This is a genomic window from Shewanella sp. SG41-3 (assembly GCF_014164545.1).
GTDB lineage: Bacteria > Pseudomonadota > Gammaproteobacteria > Enterobacterales > Shewanellaceae > Shewanella > Shewanella vesiculosa.
On the sequence record NZ_JACJFJ010000006.1, the window covers coordinates 255,101 to 271,559 of the forward strand.

18 protein-coding genes are annotated in these 16,459 nt (G+C 41.9%); 15 read left to right on the forward strand and 3 right to left on the reverse strand.

Annotated elements, in window-relative coordinates; genetic code table 11:
* Positions 1-337: 337 nt before the first annotated feature.
* From H5164_RS13760 to H5164_RS13785, 6 genes are all read left to right on the forward strand, one after another.
* Positions 338-949 carry a pseudouridine synthase gene (locus H5164_RS13760; RefSeq protein ID WP_259396807.1) on the forward strand — a complete coding sequence of 204 codons (612 nt, stop codon included), beginning with the start codon at positions 338-340 and terminating at the stop codon, positions 947-949.
* Positions 950-981: 32 nt separating this feature from the next.
* Positions 982-1,455 carry an NUDIX hydrolase gene (locus tag H5164_RS13765; RefSeq protein WP_182697142.1) on the forward strand — a complete coding sequence of 158 codons (474 nt, stop codon included), beginning with the start codon at positions 982-984 and terminating at the stop codon, positions 1,453-1,455.
* A 235-nt stretch (positions 1,456-1,690) separates the two neighbouring features.
* The gene (gene mnmA, locus H5164_RS13770) at positions 1,691-2,809 is read left to right on the forward strand and encodes a tRNA 2-thiouridine(34) synthase MnmA (RefSeq protein WP_124015867.1); all 1,119 of its coding nucleotides are present in this window, start codon (positions 1,691-1,693) and stop codon (positions 2,807-2,809) included.
* Between the two features lie 3 nt (positions 2,810-2,812).
* Entirely contained in the window at positions 2,813-3,445 is a 633-nt protein-coding gene (gene hflD / locus H5164_RS13775; RefSeq protein ID WP_273057104.1) for a high frequency lysogenization protein HflD, read from the forward strand.
* Positions 3,446-3,484: 39 nt separating this feature from the next.
* Positions 3,485-4,855 (forward strand): adenylosuccinate lyase, encoded by a 1,371-nt coding sequence (purB, locus tag H5164_RS13780; RefSeq protein ID WP_124015866.1) that lies wholly within the window; start codon positions 3,485-3,487, stop codon positions 4,853-4,855.
* Between the two features lie 196 nt (positions 4,856-5,051).
* A complete protein-coding gene (locus tag H5164_RS13785; protein ID WP_182756681.1) occupies positions 5,052-6,194 on the forward strand; it encodes a cupin domain-containing protein in 1,143 nt (380 codons plus the stop codon).
* Positions 6,195-6,315: 121 nt separating this feature from the next.
* Here the strand turns inward: H5164_RS13785 and H5164_RS13790 are convergent, their stop codons facing one another.
* On the reverse strand, positions 6,316-6,756 hold the full coding sequence (locus tag H5164_RS13790) for a DUF4826 family protein (RefSeq protein WP_124015864.1): 441 nt from the start codon (positions 6,754-6,756) through the stop codon (positions 6,316-6,318).
* A 282-nt stretch (positions 6,757-7,038) separates the two neighbouring features.
* Between H5164_RS13790 and H5164_RS13795 the strand changes: the two genes are divergently transcribed.
* From H5164_RS13795 to H5164_RS13815, 5 genes are all read left to right on the forward strand, one after another.
* The gene (locus tag H5164_RS13795) at positions 7,039-8,070 is read left to right on the forward strand and encodes a Glu/Leu/Phe/Val dehydrogenase dimerization domain-containing protein (RefSeq protein ID WP_124015863.1); all 1,032 of its coding nucleotides are present in this window, start codon (positions 7,039-7,041) and stop codon (positions 8,068-8,070) included.
* A 196-nt stretch (positions 8,071-8,266) separates the two neighbouring features.
* Positions 8,267-9,169 (forward strand): UDP-2,3-diacylglucosamine diphosphatase, encoded by a 903-nt coding sequence (locus tag H5164_RS13800; RefSeq protein WP_182756683.1) that lies wholly within the window; start codon positions 8,267-8,269, stop codon positions 9,167-9,169.
* 13 nt (positions 9,170-9,182) lie between these two features.
* A complete protein-coding gene (locus tag H5164_RS13805; protein ID WP_182722765.1) occupies positions 9,183-10,922 on the forward strand; it encodes a lysophospholipid acyltransferase family protein in 1,740 nt (579 codons plus the stop codon).
* 104 nt (positions 10,923-11,026) lie between these two features.
* Positions 11,027-11,485 (forward strand): CBS domain-containing protein, encoded by a 459-nt coding sequence (locus H5164_RS13810; RefSeq protein ID WP_182697138.1) that lies wholly within the window; start codon positions 11,027-11,029, stop codon positions 11,483-11,485.
* A 372-nt stretch (positions 11,486-11,857) separates the two neighbouring features.
* Positions 11,858-12,202, forward strand: coding sequence for a hypothetical protein (locus H5164_RS13815; RefSeq protein WP_124015859.1), 345 nt, complete (start codon positions 11,858-11,860; stop codon positions 12,200-12,202).
* A gap of 46 nt (positions 12,203-12,248) precedes the next feature.
* On the opposite strand, the gene H5164_RS13820 is transcribed toward H5164_RS13815, so the two are convergent.
* Entirely contained in the window at positions 12,249-13,355 is a 1,107-nt protein-coding gene (locus tag H5164_RS13820) for an energy transducer TonB (RefSeq protein ID WP_182756685.1), read from the reverse strand.
* A 252-nt stretch (positions 13,356-13,607) separates the two neighbouring features.
* Between H5164_RS13820 and H5164_RS13825 the strand changes: the two genes are divergently transcribed.
* Genes H5164_RS13825 through H5164_RS13840 form a run of 4 tightly spaced genes read left to right on the forward strand, consistent with a single transcriptional unit; the run spans position 13,608 to position 15,895 of the window.
* Positions 13,608-14,345: a DUF1538 domain-containing protein gene (locus H5164_RS13825; protein ID WP_124015857.1), complete on the forward strand. Its 738-nt coding sequence runs from the start codon at positions 13,608-13,610 to the stop codon at positions 14,343-14,345.
* 45 nt (positions 14,346-14,390) lie between these two features.
* Positions 14,391-15,143, forward strand: a complete 753-nt coding sequence (locus H5164_RS13830) for a DUF1538 domain-containing protein (RefSeq protein ID WP_124016003.1) — start codon at positions 14,391-14,393, stop codon at positions 15,141-15,143.
* Between the two features lie 3 nt (positions 15,144-15,146).
* Positions 15,147-15,497, forward strand: coding sequence for a P-II family nitrogen regulator (locus tag H5164_RS13835; RefSeq protein ID WP_124015856.1), 351 nt, complete (start codon positions 15,147-15,149; stop codon positions 15,495-15,497).
* Entirely contained in the window at positions 15,494-15,895 is a 402-nt protein-coding gene (locus tag H5164_RS13840; RefSeq protein WP_124015855.1) for a CBS domain-containing protein, read from the forward strand. Before H5164_RS13835 ends, H5164_RS13840 begins: the two co-directional genes overlap by 4 nt.
* 66 nt (positions 15,896-15,961) lie before the next feature.
* Here the strand turns inward: H5164_RS13840 and H5164_RS13845 are convergent, their stop codons facing one another.
* On the reverse strand, positions 15,962-16,366 hold the full coding sequence (locus tag H5164_RS13845) for an NUDIX hydrolase (RefSeq protein ID WP_124015854.1): 405 nt from the start codon (positions 16,364-16,366) through the stop codon (positions 15,962-15,964).
* Between the last annotated feature and the right edge of the window lie 93 nt (positions 16,367-16,459).

A 16,459-nucleotide genomic window follows, 5' to 3' on the forward strand; every position in this document is an offset into this window, starting at 1 on the left:
CTGCGATCTAGGTCCACTTGTTATCAGCCAAGTATGTGAAATCCCCTATCCCATTTTTTATTATATTTTGTTCTCAAACCTCTGAGATTTGACGGTTAAATTCGCCAGCTCAGAATGATAAATTAGGCACAGATCACAATTTTTAGGCGGACATCATAGATCATTCTTAATAATTTTCAAATTCCACTAAGGGCGAATACGCAGTAAACTAACATAAATTGATTTATATTCGCTTACTTATCACTCACTCGTATTAGCAAAGGATGTTAACCATACCTTTATGGCAAAAATCGGTAAATTGAGTCCATTCAAAAAAACATCTCCCTACAAAGCTGACATGTCGACAAAAGCTGGCAATCGCAGCAGGGTGAAATCGCGTCCGCCGCAAAAACCTCGGCCTGAAAATCCACTCATTGTGTTATTTAATAAACCTTTTGATGTGTTGTGCCAATTTACCGATGAAGCAGGCCGGCAAACATTAAAAGACTTTATTCCAGTTGCAGATGTTTATGCTGCCGGGCGTTTAGACCGCGACAGTGAAGGTTTACTGTTACTCACCAACGACGGGCAATTGCAGGCAAAGTTGACTCATCCAGCTAAAAAAACCTTCAAAACCTATTGGGTCCAAGTTGAAGGTGAGCCGTCAATTGACACCATTAACGCACTTTGTAATGGCGTAGAATTAAAAGATGGTATGACCTTACCTGCAAAAGTCAGTCTAATGGACTCACCCGTGGTTTGGCCCAGAAACCCACCAGTGCGTGAGCGCAAAGCCATTCCAACAAGCTGGCTAGAAGTACAGATTTGTGAAGGTCGAAATCGCCAAGTAAGGCGCATGACGGCACATGTCGGCCATCCAACCTTAAGACTAATCCGTTATAAAATAGGCCAATGGTGTCTAGATGATTTACCAAATGGTGAATATAAACTGATCAAAACACCAAAGTAATCGCTGGCAGACACTGTATACAAGAGGACAAGATGACTGAACGTTATAAACCTAATACCACTGTCGCTTGCGTGATCCACTGCCAAGGTAAATTTTTATTGGTTGAAGAACGCATTAACGGTGCCATTAAATTTAATCAACCGGCTGGGCATTTAGAAGCAAATGAATCGATAATTGAAGCATGTGCTCGTGAAATAGTCGAGGAAACCGGACTCGCGTTATCACCTCAAGCCATTGTCGGCATCTACCAATTTAGCGCCTCGGACGAGTTAGCCTTTGTGCGCTATACATTTTGTATCGAACTGTCTGAGCAACGCCAAGCGCTTCCTCTGGACAGTGCCATTATAACCACGCACTGGCTAAGCCTAGCTGAAATCATTGCCCTTGGTAGCCAGCTTCGTAGCCCGCTAGTGGTAAAAAGTATTGCAGACTTTGTGCAGCAAGCCGATAAAAACCACCCATCACAGCACACCCCTCTGTCACTGCTGAATGTCGATTACTTTTAATGACTGGTGTCAGGCAATTTGCCTGCACCTCAAGATAGCCCATTAAGCGAATGCGTGATAGAATATGCGCCGCACAAATGTCATGTTTACTCAGCATTATCGGAATCAATCGGTTCAATACGTGCAAGCAACAATATCCAACATCTCGACCAACAAAAATCGAGTGCAATTGCCTTGAAACATTGGCATTGCGGCACCATATACACACTATCTATCTTCAAGGTTTTTAGGATTTATGACATCAATCAACCCAGCATCAAACGGTAAAAAAGTCATTGTCGGTATGTCCGGCGGTGTAGACTCTTCAGTATCAGCTTACTTGTTAATGCAGCAAGGCTACGAGGTTGAAGGTCTGTTTATGAAAAACTGGGAAGAAGACGACACTGATGAATATTGCGCAGCAGCCGATGATTTAAAAGATGCACAATCGGTATGTGACAAGCTCGGGATTAAAATGCATACCGTTAATTTTGCTGCTGAATACTGGGACAATGTATTTGAATACTTTTTAGCAGAATACAAAGCGGGCCGCACACCGAACCCTGACATTATGTGCAATAAAGAAATCAAATTTAAAGCCTTTCTTGAATTTGCCGACGACATTTTAGACGCCGATTACATCGCCATGGGCCATTATGTCCGCCGTCGAGACAACAGTGATGGCAGCGTTGAAATGCTCCGCGGTGTTGATGGTAATAAAGATCAGAGCTATTTTTTATACACCTTAAGTCATGAACAAGTCAGTCGCAGCTTATTCCCGGTTGGTGAACTTGAAAAACATCAAGTTCGCGAAATAGCCCAAAAACTGGGACTCATTACTCACGACAAAAAAGACAGCACTGGCATATGCTTTATCGGCGAACGCAAATTTACCGACTTTTTAGCCACCTATTTACCCGCACAGCCTGGTGATATTGAAACCTCTGAAGGCGAAGTCATTGGAACTCACCAAGGTTTGATGTACCACACGCTTGGACAACGCAAAGGCCTTGGCATTGGTGGACTTAAAAACAGTAATGAAGACCCATGGTATGTGGTTGAAAAAGATTTAGTCCGTAATGTGTTGATTGTAGCGCAAGGGGGCAACCACCCTCGCCTTATGTCCAACGGCATGACAGTTAATCAACTGCATTGGGTCGATCGAAAAGGTCCCGCCAATCATTGCCATATCACGGTTAAAACTCGTTATCGTCAACGTGATGTCGGCTGCACACTCTCTTATGATGACGCCGAAAACATTACCGTGATGTTTGATGAACCCGTTGCCGCTGTGACCCCAGGGCAATCAGCAGTATTTTATGATGGTGACATCTGTTTAGGTGGCGGCATAATCGATACCTTAATCCGAGGATAATCCGTGAGCCAAACTCCAGACAACATCTTGTTTGAACGCACTATGGCTTTTGCCGGTATTTTACAAGCTATCGGTCAAGTGCAGTATTTAGCCCGCCACGGTGAAAGTGACAAAGACGCCTTAGCGGCAACTCTCAACACTATTTTAGTCACCGAACCAGAATCCACGGCAGATGTGTATCAGGATAAAACCATTTTAGATAATGGTTACCAATTGATCCAAAATCAGCTTGGGGATGGCAGCAACAAAGATGTCGAAACCACTCGTTACCTTGTTGGCGTGTTAACCCTGGAACGAAAGCTTGCACGCTCACCAAATGGTTTGGGCATGCTTGCTGAGCGCATCAATCAAGTGCATCGCCAATTAGCACACTTTGCCATTACCGATGAACAAGTCCTGGCCAATTTTGCCAGTATTTATAGTGATGTCATCAGCGAATTAGGGCCTAAATTACAAATATCGGGTAATCCCGATTGCCTAAAGCAACCTCAGGTGCAACATAAAATTCGTGCTTTGCTGCTTGCAGCAATGCGCAGTGCAGTATTATGGCGTCAATTAGGTGGCAAACGCCGCCATCTGGTGTTTGCTCGCAAGGCAATATTTGACACAGCAAAACAAAGCCAAAATAACAATTAATCGAATCACCCTACAACTAAGTTCATCAAGGAGCTTCAAATGGATCTTTCCGCACTAACTGCTATCTCTCCGATAGACGGTCGTTATGGTAGCAAAACCGCCTCATTACGAGGGATTTTCAGCGAGTTCGGTCTTACTAAGTACCGTGTTCAAGTTGAAATCAATTGGTTAAAGCTATTATCTAGCTGCCCAGAGATTGAAGAAGTTCCCCCTTTTAGCGAAACCGCCCTCGCCTTGTTAGACAGCATCAAAGACAATTTTAGCGAACAAGACGCCCTGCGTATTAAGGCGATTGAAAGCACCACTAATCACGATGTAAAAGCGGTTGAGTATTTCATTAAAGAGCAAATTGCCGACAACGCCGAGCTAGTTGCTATCGATGAATTTGTGCACTTTGCCTGTACTTCTGAAGACATCAACAACTTATCTCATGGCTTAATGTTAAAAGAAGCGCGCGAGCAAGTGTTAGTACCACAATGTCAGCAGATTATTGATGCTATCAAGAAATTAGCACATGACAATAAAAGCGTACCGCTAATGTCGCGAACCCACGGCCAGCCAGCATCGCCATCAACACTTGGTAAAGAAATGGCTAACGTTGCTGTGCGTTTAGACCGCCAATTAAACCAAATCAACGCAGTTGAAATCATGGGTAAAATTAACGGTGCTGTGGGTAACTATAATGCCCACATTTCAGCCTACCCTGAAGTTAACTGGCATGAGCTGTCGCAACGTTTTGTCACCAGTCTTGGTATTAATTGGAACGCGTATACCACCCAAATTGAGCCGCATGATTACATTGCTGAATTGTTCGATGCCATTGCTCGTTTCAACACCATCCTAATCGATTTTGATCGTGATATTTGGGGTTATGTTGCACTAGGCCACTTTAAGCAGCGCACTATCGCTGGCGAAATTGGTTCATCAACCATGCCGCACAAAGTCAATCCAATTGATTTTGAAAACTCCGAAGGTAACTTAGGTATCGCTAACGCGCTAATGCAACACTTAGCTGCTAAATTACCGGTATCAAGATGGCAACGTGACCTAACTGACTCAACCGTATTACGTAACTTAGGCGTAGGTATGGCTCACTCGTTAATAGCTTATCAAGCGACCTTAAAAGGCATTAGCAAGTTAGAAGTCAATGAAGCACAACTTTTAGCGGAATTAGACAAAAACTGGGAAGTTCTGGCAGAACCAGTACAAACCGTTATGCGTCGTTACGGCATTGAAAAACCGTATGAGAAACTAAAAGAACTGACACGTGGTAAGCGCATTGATGCGGCACAACTTGCAGTATTTATTGATGGTCTTGAATTACCAGAACACGTGAAAGTTGAATTGAAAAAAATGACCCCAGCAAACTATATTGGCCGCGCAGAAGCCTTTGTTGATGAGCTAAAATAGTCTTACACGCTTTATGCATAACATGAGCGGTCGCATATGTGGCCGCTTTTTTATTGTATGAAATACCTGTTATTATTCTGCTGAAAATACGTTATTGTTCATTAAGACTCACTAATCTCAACTCGGATTAAGAGATGGGCTAAGTAAGCTAAATCAGAATATTGCACCTATTTATTATCCCGATCTGAGATTAACCATGTACACATTAAATATTGATACCCAAGCCTTTATTAAACAGCATTGGCAACAAAAACCACTTGTGATCAAACAGGCTTTTGTCGACTTTGAAGACCCTATCGCAGCAGATGAACTTGCTGGACTTGCCTGTGAAGAAGAAATATCGTCACGTGTTGTGGTGACCAAAGGTGACGACTGGGACGTTGTTCAAGGTCCATTTGAAGACTACGACCAATTTGGTGAAGACAACTGGCAATTATTAGTCCAAGCCGTCAATCATTGGTACCCAGATTCGCAAGCTTTAGTCGAAGCATTCCGATTTTTACCAGACTGGCGCTTTGACGACTTAATGGCATCATTTGCTACACCTGGTGGTGGTGTTGGCCCGCATATCGATAATTACGATGTGTTTATCATTCAAGGTGATGGGGAACGTCGTTGGAAAGTGGGCGATAAAGGGCAACATAAACGCCGCGGCGATAATCCAAACTCGCCTTTGGTTAACGATTTTGAGCCGATTATTGATGTGATTTTACAAAAAGGTGATGTACTTTATATTCCACCAGGATACCCACATTGCGGCGAAACATTATCACTGGCTATGTCGTATTCCATTGGATTTAGAGCCCCAAGTCAGCAAGAGCTATTAACTGAATTAGCTGACGCGTTAATTGACAGCAACCAGGGGCAGAAGCGTTTCACGTCATCTGACGAGCCAGCAGAACCCGGCCTTATCAGCCAAACTCATCAACAAGGCATCATGGATTTATTGACGCAGTTGGCACAAGATCCTGCCAGCTACCAGACTATGTTAGGTAAATTACTCAGTCAAAATCGTTTTGAACTGGATATTTGTGAAGGCGAAGAGCCATTAACGGCTGATGATTTATTAGAAGCCATTGAACAAGGTGCGGTTATTCAACGTATTGGTGGTCTAAAAGTCTTGCGCTTAGAAAATGATAACCTACCACGTTTGTTTATTAACGGTGAAGTGTACACCTTTGCTGATGCGCCGAATGACATGCTACAACTTTTGGCCAATCAAGTGAGCATTCCCCCTAATGAGGCTCATTTATTCACTGACAATGTGGCAGCGCTAGATGTCATCACGGGATTACTCAATCAAGGATTATTCTACTTAGCAGAAGACGATTGCGAATAAGCGTCTGAGCAATAGCTACTGAGCTGAGTAATGGTCATTAATCTCGCTTAGCTAAAATAATAAAAAAGGCACTAACAGTGCCTTTTTTGTGTCTGTTACGTTAGTTTGGTGACTCAGGCTGTTACGCCCACAATTTTTCATCTTGATGCATTTTATATAGACTTTCTGCACGCGACACCAATAACTGCGCAAATTTCAGTTGGGTAGCATCTTTGGTGACACCTGACTTATGCAAGTTTTCCGCTTTAAGTTGCCACATCATCGAAAAATGTCTAATCGCGTCACGAGCCGTTGCGGCCACTTTCACATCAACATAGTCCGACGGTAAATCGCCTGACATCACCCAAAAGGTTTGTTTTTTAGGTTGTTTCGATTCCATCTTCCAAATAGCTAAATAAGGTGCAAGATAACGACTTTCGTCAGCAAGGACTTTGCTTGGGATCACCCCTTTTTCAGCCAAAAAACGATTCGCCTTTTGGAATTGAGTTCGCACCCATTCTTGTCTTAATGCTTCTGGCTCTGGTGTTGGCTGTGCAACCTGTTCTGCAACTTCTTCAGTCATAATACTTCCTATCTTATTGTTATAATGCAGATTAGAACAAAAAACTTACCTGCGATTTAATCAAAAAACAATTACGTAACACAAAATACTTTACGTTTACGTAAAGTGGCAAGCTAAATTGCCACACTAATCACAAAAATAACTAAATCATGCTTTGTTGAGAGTATCTCTAAATGCTATCTTGCTGCAATAAATATAACAAGCAGTCGTTAGCACCTTATGTACTCAATTGCGTCAGGTGCCAAAACTTTACTTTAACAAGCTAGTAAACGGAGATGTCACGTGGCAGTTTTTAATCATGTTTCGTTCGATGAACACGAACAGGTGGTCTTTTGTCATGATAAGCAAAGTGGTTTAAAAGCCATCATTGCCGTACACAACACTAACCTCGGCCCAGCGGTAGGTGGTTGTCGTATGTGGAATTATCAATCGGATGATGAAGCTTTAACAGACGTATTACGCCTTTCTCGCGGTATGACTTATAAGAATGCATTGGCCGGTCTTACTATGGGTGGTGGTAAAGCGGTTATTATTGCCGATCCGAAAACCACCGACCGCGAAGCGTTATTTCTTGCATTCGGACGCTTTGTGAACAGTTTAGGCGGAAAATACTACTCAGCTGAAGATGTTGGTGTTTCAACGTCAGACATGATGATAGCCAATCGTGAAACTGAATTCGTAGCAGGTCTGGAAGGTAAATCAGGTGATCCATCACCTCTGACCGCCTTAGGCACTTACCTTGGTATTAAAGCTGCGATAAAACATCAACGAGGTATCGACAGCCTACAAGGCATTAAAGTGTCAGTGCAAGGAGTCGGTCACGTGGGTTACTACTTGTGTAAGCATTTACACGAAGCAGGCGCTGAGCTGATTGTAACCGACATTCATCAAGCTTCACTTGACCGTGTTGCTAGCGAATTTGGTGCAACTCTTGTCGCACCGCAAGATATCTATACCCAAGATGTTGATGTATATGCGCCATGCGCATTAGGTGCAACACTTAACGATACGACCTTACCATTACTCAAAGCCACCATAGTTGCCGGTTGTGCCAACAACCAGTTAGCTGAAGTTCGCCATGGTGAAAAACTCAAGCAAATGGGTATTTTGTATGCGCCAGATTATGTGATAAACGCTGGCGGTATTATCAATGTGTCGTTCGAGAAAAACTATGATGCTATAGCGTCAACCGCCAAAGTAGAACAGATTTACAATACGCTACTGACCATTTTTGAGCGTGCTGATGCTGAAGATCGCACCACAGGCTCAGTTGCAGATGAAATGGCTAAAGCGATTATCGACGCGGCTCGTTAATATCAATCATTAATATGCTTGATTAAGAGTGATTTTTACTCTGATGTACAAGGAAATGCTCAGGCATTTCCTTTTTTTATGACCCAACTTAAGCAGCAAGCTTAATCAAGTTGCAACAAATCGTTCACCTTAGCGTCAAATAACTGCCCTACTCTAAGTTAACACTGACGCAATCTGTGTATTAGGGTGAAGGCAGATGAACTCCCACAGCAATAAGAGTAACCAGCAACGCCAACCGTTATCTCATTTAACTACGTCTGGGAAAATCCAGCATTTTCATGCACTGTGGGTTTCTGATGTGCATTTAGGCAGCATAGATTGCAAAGCAGAATTTTTATTACATTTTCTAAATCATAGCCAGTGCCAATATTTGTATCTGGTGGGCGATATTATTGATATTTGGGCATTAAAAAAACGGGTCTTTTGGCCAGAAAGTCATAACAACGTCATCCAGAAAATCCTCGAACTGGCCAGTAATGGCACTCAAGTTATCTATATCCCCGGTAATCACGATGAAGCGTTTAAAAGCTACGCAGACAGTCACTTTAGAGGCATTACACTCGCCAAACAGTATGTCCATCAGTCCATTAACGGCAAACGCTTTTTAATTCTTCATGGTGATCAATTTGACGCCCAAGTTTGTGTCAGCCGGATCTACGCTAAATTAGGTGACCATTTATATGATGTTTTACTTTGGTCAAACCGCCAATTACACAGTGTTAGAAGCCGCTTAGGATATCCGTATTGGTCATTAGCCAGCTATATAAAGCTGCGGGTCAATAAAGCCCAACAAGCCATTAATCAGTATCGAGATGCAGTACTTCGCTATTGTGCTAAACAACAGGTCGACATGGTTATCTGTGGTCATATACATCAACCAGAGTTATCACAGCACACTATCAATAATCGCACTATCACCTATGCCAATGATGGCGACTGGGTCGAAAATTGCACCTTAATTGCTGAAACCCTGACGGGTAACGTGGAGTTGCTCAAGTGGGATGAACAAACGTTACAAGCAAAAGTTGTCAACACGATTTATTTCGGCGCTTCACAAACCGAGTTAATCATTACGCCTCAGCCCCAACACGTTGCATAAATAAGGCTAAAATATGATATTTTCTGTCGATAATGTAGTAGAAAAAAACCTGCCCAATGTGCATAACAAGCCTTGGTTAGCCGTGCCAACAAGAGCAATGTTGCGCTATTTACTGCATGAAAAGCAGTGTAACGACATGGCCAATGAACACGCGCATTTATCCGGCGTCGATTTTGTTGAACAAATTCTTGCATGTTTAAATTTCAGTTACAGTGTCCCTAATAACGAAATTGAAAATATTCCTATCGAAGGTCGTGTGGTGATCTATGCTAATCACCCTATTGGTTCGTTAGACGCATTAGCGTTAATCAAATTAATTAGCCAAGTTAGACCAGACATAAAAGTCGTTGCCAATGAATTACTCATGGCCATTAAGCCACTGCATTCAATTTTATTGCCAGTACGTAATATGACTGGCGGTACGCCGAAACAACACTTAAATGAAATCCATCATCACCTTAACAACGAAGGTGCGGTGTTAATTTTCCCCTCAGGTGAAGTATCACGCTTGCGCCCTACAGGCGTAACAGACTTACATTGGCACAGTGGTTTTTTGAAAATGGCCCGCGCGTGTAATGCACCGCTTTTACCTATATTTGTTGATGCAAAAAACTCAGCCACATTTTATGGTGCATCAATGATCTACAAACCATTAGCCACCTTGCTGCTGGTTAAAGAAATGTTTAAGCAGATGGACCATGTGATGCCGGTGAGAATTGGGCAATTAATTGCCAAGGAAGTGGTCGGCAGCCAAGACTTCCCCCTTAAAACCAAAGTAAAACTGCTTAAAAATCATTTATACCGCATTGGTAAAAATCGCAGCCCATTATTTATAACTCAGAATGCCATTGCCCATCCAGAAAAACGCAGTGAGCTTCAACAAGCGCTACAACAATGTGAATTACTGGGGCAGACCCAAGACAACAAACAAATCTATTTATACAAGCATAGTCAAAGCAGTGCGATTATGCGTGAGATTGGCAGGCTTCGTGAAATTGCATTTAGAGCGGTGGGCGAAGGTACAGGTAAGCGACGTGATACCGACAAATATGATAATCATTATTATCATTTAGTGTTATGGGACAAGGATGAGTTAGAGATTGTTGGCTCTTACCGTTTTGCCAGTGCCAAAATGCTACATGAAACCATTGGTAAAAACAGCCTCTATAGTCAGTCATTATTTGAATACCACGATGCGTTTACTCCCTATTTTGACCAAGGACTCGAGCTAGGACGCAGTTTTGTGCAACCTAAATATTGGGGGCGTCGTAGCTTAGAATATTTATGGCAAGGTATTGGGGCATTTTTAATTAACAATCCCCAGTATCGCTACCTCTTTGGTCCGGTATCATTAAGCGACAATTTACCCGTACAAGCCAAAGAAATGTTGGTGTTTTTTTATAAACATCAATTTGCTACCCAAGATGTTTTAGCCAGCTCATTTAATTCATATCAATTCACTGACGAACGTCAGCATCAATTACACCAGCTATTTAATGGCAGTGACTATGCTGAAAACTTTAAAATACTCAAACGGACACTTGCAAATATGGCTGTATCAGTACCGACACTATTTAAGCAATATGGTGAACTGTGTGATAACCAAGGCGTTCAGTTTTTAGACTTTGGTATTGATGCAGAGTTTGGTGACTGTATCGATGGTTTAGTGTTAGTCGATATCCATCAATTAAAACCGATTAAATATCAAAAATATTTAGCGGGGCATTTACCCGAAAACAAAATTGCGTCGTGAGCCAATAGCGCACTAACCTGAGTAAGCAACTGTCATTGGCCGTTAAATGATTGTTACACTGATATTTATCTGATATAAAAGAATAAATATGTGGAGAATCGCTTATGACAACTTCTACCGAAATGCTGACAGAGACATTATCAGATAGCACGACTAACCGTATCAGTGTCTCGGACATCATGACAACTCGAGTGGTTACCATAGAAATGGATGATCGCCTGGTACTTGCCAAAGAAATTTTTGACAATGTCAGCTTTCACCATTTGCTCGTGGTGGATAACGAGAAATTGAGTGGCATCTTGTCTCATCGGGACTTTTTACGGGCGCTTAGTCCTAATATTGGTACTGCAGCTGAACTCATTCGAGACACAGAAACCCTGCAAAAAAGGGTTCATCAAGTCATGACTCACAACCCGATCACTATTGCCCCTCATTGCGATATTAACCAAGCAACTAAAATGATTCTAGACAATGATATAGGCTGCTTACCAGTATTAGAAAACAACATCATTGTCGGTATTATTACTTGGAAAGATCTATTAAATGCCTATTGCGTTCGATAAATTCTGATGACCATCTCGCTGAAGCGATGGCCAATATTAGCAATCAACGTCATAGCAAAATCTAATTAACCCTCCAGATATACTACTCGTAATGCTGCTGTTTGAATTATGCTTGTCGTCGCTTTTTTACCCGCTAACTTAATTGCTTATTGTGCCACTCCCGGCACGCTTAATTCATCATAGATAGCTAATATTAGAGTGTACATAAAACCCATTTTTGCAACCGAATCTGTAAAAAATAAATATTATTAAGCTGGCCAACTAGATAGCTACATTTCGTAAATTGTTCATATTTATATGCTGGAAAATGTCACATTACTCTGCTTTTATTGTACACAGGGCTCGCGAGTATCATGTGATAAGGACGGCATTATGATTAAGTTTACTTACCATCTCAATCAAGACAATATTGAGCTACAAGCAAGTAATTGGTGTGGACTAGAGCGGGTATTTATTAACGGCAAAGTCGTGTCACGAAAATTCAACTTTGGCCTACAAAGTATGCATGACGTGCTGCTTAATAATGGTAAAAAATGCCGATTCCAATTAATTGTTGATCCACAGACAGAATTAGTCTCGTGCCGTATTTATAAACAAAACCAACTCGTTACTATTTTAAAGCAAGGCAAAAAACAGCTACAAAAAAGCCAGTTTCTGATTGAAACTAGCTTTGTTGTCTTGTGCATTGCCATGTTGAGCGTGTATTGGCTGAGTTAACTAAACATATCTAATGGGATTAGTATAAAACCAGCTGATTGAGCTATTAACCTATAGTGAACTCAAGCTGGACAGTAGACTTTGCTTCTGTTGGCTTGCCATCAACAAATTTAGGTGCATAACGCCACTGGCTAAGTGCTTCTATCGATTCTTTTTCAAACTGGACACCACCTTTAGAGTCAATAATCTCCGGCGATTTAACAAAGCCATTTGCATCAACCGTAAACTCAACTTGCACCCAACCAGATTTTCTTCTTTGGGCATATGATTGAGGGTAATTAGGTGGTTTTCTAAATAACGGGGTTTGTTCTTGTTGGTCATTCCATGGAGTCATTTTACCAATTGCAACGCAATGCTCAGTAGCTTTATCGCCAAGGCCTTTTTGTTCATACAGTTTCACTAACAAGGCATGCGCACGAAGCTCATAGGGATGACTATAAGGCAATGCCTGATATTGTTTGATAACTTCAACTAAATTGTCGATAGCTTGAGTTGGCTTACCCATAGCTTCATATAACGCACCAGCTAGGTAAGTAGCATCAACTCGTTTTATGGCATCTTCTGGTAATTTACGGCTATAAATATCATAAGCATCAAACGCAAAATCTCTCACTTTACGAGTATAATACTCGGTGCGTGATAAGCGATGAAACGCGATGAGTTTCACTTCGGCAACCGTCAACTGATTGTCAGCTTTATCAGCAATCTCAATTGCTTCAAATAATAACGTTTTCGCGTATTTATCATCTGTTGTCGATTCAGCTAACCCAACCAAAGGATCAATTAACTCGATGCCATTATCCGTCACGTTTTCTCGGTATACGGCTAATGCAGATGTAAATAATTGATGCGCCTTAAGTGTCGCTTCATCTTCAATAACACGACCCTGATTGTTGTTCTTTGGTTCAACCATTAACGCATTTGCATAATTGATGGCTAACTTAGCGCTATCAAAGCTATCTTGACCAAACTTGATTTGGCCTAACTCATAGGCTTGTTGCGCATATTTCAGCGTATCTTGGTCATTGTGGCTTTCAAGAGAAACATTGTATTGCTGGTAAGCTTGAGAAAAGCTGTCTATGTCGGCAGGTTCTGCATAAGCAAACTGACTCACAAACGCCGCGGCTATTGATATACGTAAAAGTGTTTTCATTACTGTCTAAATCCTTTTTATTTTTTATCCTTGGCCCTTCGTCATTCTTTGCACAATGTGAGCCATTATCGATATCTTAAACAGTTTGGATCATTTTTATGACTCACGTCAACTTAATGAAAAGTTTTGTAAACAATATGTTGTTTAATCTCTCTTAATTGGCAAACTGAATGACGCCGCCTACGATGGTATAGGCCCATATAATAACACCGGCACCAATGATAATAATGACCAAAAACTACAGGAGCCAAGATGTCAGCCATCATGAAATTGCTCCACGCCATGCTAAGCAGTTTTAAAGATCTTATTCCGATTATCTTAGTGGTCAGTTTTTTTGAACTATTTGTACTTCATCAAGCACCAGCAGAACTTGGCTCTATTCTTGTGGGGATAGTGTTCGTTGTATTAGGCTTGACCTTTTTTGTCTTTGGTTTAGAAATGGGCTTATTTCCTATAGGCGAATCACTTGCAGAAGCCCTGGCCCGAAAAGGCAGTGTATTTTGGTTAATTATTTTCTCTTTCTCATTAGGTTTTGGGACCACATTAGCAGAGCCAGCACTGACTGCCGTGGCAAACGAAGCCGCACAGGTTGCCGCTGATGCTGGCGCCATAGAATCCAATGAACAAGCAATGAGCTCATATTCCATGGGATTAAGGTTAACTGTTGCCGTTTCGGTTGGGCTCGCGATTTTACTGGGAGTGATCCGTATCCTTAAAGGTTGGCCAATTCATTACCTTATTATTGGCGGTTACGTATTGGTGATGATCCTTACCAGCTTTGCTCCAGCCAATATCATAGGTATTGCTTATGACTCTGGCGGCGTCACTACATCGACCATTACGGTTCCGTTAGTCACCGCACTTGGCGTTGGCTTAGCCAGCGTCATTAAAGGCCGTAATCCGATGATTGATGGCTTTGGTTTGATTGCTTTTGCCAGCCTTAGTCCGATGATTTTTGTATTGCTGTACGGCATGGTATTTTTAAATTAAGTCGTATCATCAAAAGAAGAAGGCGTACATTTGTTTAATGAACTGATGTCCACTCTGTTACTGACCGCTCGCGATGTGATCCCCATTGCGGTGATTTTGTTTGGCTTTCAATTAGGCGTACTAAAACGTCCCGTTAGCCAATGGCGCAAAGTACTACTCGGCTTTGTGTATGTCATTATTGGGCTAACATTTTTCTTAGTAGGCTTACAACTTGCGCTGTTCCCTATTGGTGAAAGCATGGCCAATCAACTCACCACCAGCGCATTTTTACATCCTGACGGTAATAATGCGCCGTTCATTTGGCAAGACTATTTTTGGGTCTATGTATTTGCTGCTGCAATTGGTTTTAGTACCACAATTGCTGAACCCTCGCTCATTGCTGTGGCCATTAAAGCTAACCAAGTGTCCGGTGGCACCATAGGCATTCAAGGTTTGCGAATGTCAGTGGCACTTGGAGTCGCTATCGGCATCACTTTAGGCTGTTTTCGCATTGTGGTTGGCGACCCCATTCATTACTACATTATGGCCGGCTACGTGGTAGTGGTGATCCAAACATTTTACGCCCCTAAAATGATTGTGCCATTAGCCTATGACTCCGGAGGCGTAACAACCTCTACTGTGACTGTCCCGCTTGTCGCCGCATTAGGCCTTGGGCTTGCTACTAATGTTGAAGGGCGTAATCCATTGATTGATGGGTTTGGTTTAATCGCCTTTGCCAGCTTATTTCCGATGATCACTGTGATGGGCTATGCCCAAGTGGTTGATTACTTATCAAAACGAAAAGCCATTAAGGAGTAACCTATGCGCTTTAAATTAATTGTCGCCTTTGTCGACGATGACTGTACCGACAAGGTACTCGATGCAGCGCGTATCGCTGGCGCAACAGGCGCTACGGTAATTAATCATGCCCGAGGTGAAGGATTAGAAAAAAAGAAAACCTTTATGGGACTGACCTTAGATGTGCAGCGGGATGTGATCTTATGGCTGGTAGAAGAACACATGAGTCGGCATATTCTAGAAACTATTGCTAAAGTAGGCGAATTTGACACCAATTCTGGAAAAGGTATTGCGATTCAAATTGATGTTGAAGATGCCGTTGGTGTGGCGCATCAAGTTGAAAAGCTAAGTAAAGACATTGAGGATCAAATATGAGTAGCACAATCCCGACTCGCAATCGCGATGTAATGAATAACCATTACGCTATGATCGATGGAATGCATACGGTAGCAGAAGCCATTGAAGTTGCCGTCAGTAAAAAAGTGAATATTTTAGTGGTCAATAAGCGCAATGAACATGACGAATATGGCATGGTATTAATGAGTGATATTGCCCGAAAAGTTTTAGCCAGGGACAAATCACCTGAGCGCACCAACATTTATGAAATTATGATTAAACCGGTATTTGCTGTTTCTGCAGACATGGATGTGCGCTATACCGCACGCTTATTTGAACGTTTCAATATAAACAAAGCTCCAGTGATTGAATCTGGTAATATTTTAGGCTTTGTCGCTTACGATGACATAGTATTAAAAGGAATGTTCAACCCATAATCTTATGCCAATGTACTGTTAATTGATTGACGATAAAGATAACCACTGTTGTGAGCCCTAGCGGTATTAGAAGGCAGCACTAGTCACCACACCACTAAAAGCTAAACACTCATTGATTCGCTGTTGTTGCACTGCAGGTAGATCGGCAACAGCGAAATAAGCATATTCACTATGTTCATCACTTAAGATAATTTGAGCCGACTCAGGTAGCTGGCAACGAAATATAAACGCTTGAGATTGATAAGCACTGTGAAAGTACACCCCAGAGAGATAATTTATCGTCACAGCATAACCCAGCTCTTCCATACATTCACGCTGCAGCGCCTGATGTATGGTTTCATTAGGATCAAGCCCACCACCAGGCAGCCCCCAATGTTTATTACCATAATTGGCTTTTAACAACAGCACTTGTCCATCGTCATTGGTGATCACCGCATGGGAACTGAGTCTAAATAAATCGTTAAAAGCCATGATGGTTTTCTCATTAGAAATAGATATGGTTACTGGCTAACTTCCATTCAATAAATGAATAAATGATCATCGCGATAAATGATGTACAAAAAT

What these genes read in the sequence shown, in the direction of transcription:
- H5164_RS13760 (WP_259396807.1), top strand. Translation starts at nt 338, where the DNA reads ATGTCGACAAAAGCTGGCAATCGCAGCAGGGTGAAATCGCGTCCGCCG.
- H5164_RS13765 (WP_182697142.1), top strand. Translation starts at nt 982, where the DNA reads ATGACTGAACGTTATAAACCTAATACCACTGTCGCTTGCGTGATCCAC.
- mnmA (WP_124015867.1), top strand. Translation starts at nt 1,691, where the DNA reads ATGACATCAATCAACCCAGCATCAAACGGTAAAAAAGTCATTGTCGGT.
- purB (WP_124015866.1), top strand. Translation starts at nt 3,485, where the DNA reads ATGGATCTTTCCGCACTAACTGCTATCTCTCCGATAGACGGTCGTTAT.
- H5164_RS13785 (WP_182756681.1), top strand. Translation starts at nt 5,052, where the DNA reads ATGTACACATTAAATATTGATACCCAAGCCTTTATTAAACAGCATTGG.
- H5164_RS13790 (WP_124015864.1), bottom strand. Translation starts at nt 6,756, where the DNA reads ATGACTGAAGAAGTTGCAGAACAGGTTGCACAGCCAACACCAGAGCCA.
- H5164_RS13800 (WP_182756683.1), top strand. Translation starts at nt 8,267, where the DNA reads ATGAACTCCCACAGCAATAAGAGTAACCAGCAACGCCAACCGTTATCT.
- H5164_RS13805 (WP_182722765.1), top strand. Translation starts at nt 9,183, where the DNA reads ATGATATTTTCTGTCGATAATGTAGTAGAAAAAAACCTGCCCAATGTG.
- H5164_RS13810 (WP_182697138.1), top strand. Translation starts at nt 11,027, where the DNA reads ATGACAACTTCTACCGAAATGCTGACAGAGACATTATCAGATAGCACG.
- H5164_RS13815 (WP_124015859.1), top strand. Translation starts at nt 11,858, where the DNA reads ATGATTAAGTTTACTTACCATCTCAATCAAGACAATATTGAGCTACAA.
- H5164_RS13820 (WP_182756685.1), bottom strand. Translation starts at nt 13,355, where the DNA reads ATGAAAACACTTTTACGTATATCAATAGCCGCGGCGTTTGTGAGTCAG.
- H5164_RS13825 (WP_124015857.1), top strand. Translation starts at nt 13,608, where the DNA reads ATGTCAGCCATCATGAAATTGCTCCACGCCATGCTAAGCAGTTTTAAA.
- H5164_RS13830 (WP_124016003.1), top strand. Translation starts at nt 14,391, where the DNA reads ATGTCCACTCTGTTACTGACCGCTCGCGATGTGATCCCCATTGCGGTG.
- H5164_RS13835 (WP_124015856.1), top strand. Translation starts at nt 15,147, where the DNA reads ATGCGCTTTAAATTAATTGTCGCCTTTGTCGACGATGACTGTACCGAC.
- H5164_RS13840 (WP_124015855.1), top strand. Translation starts at nt 15,494, where the DNA reads ATGAGTAGCACAATCCCGACTCGCAATCGCGATGTAATGAATAACCAT.
- H5164_RS13845 (WP_124015854.1), bottom strand. Translation starts at nt 16,366, where the DNA reads ATGGCTTTTAACGATTTATTTAGACTCAGTTCCCATGCGGTGATCACC.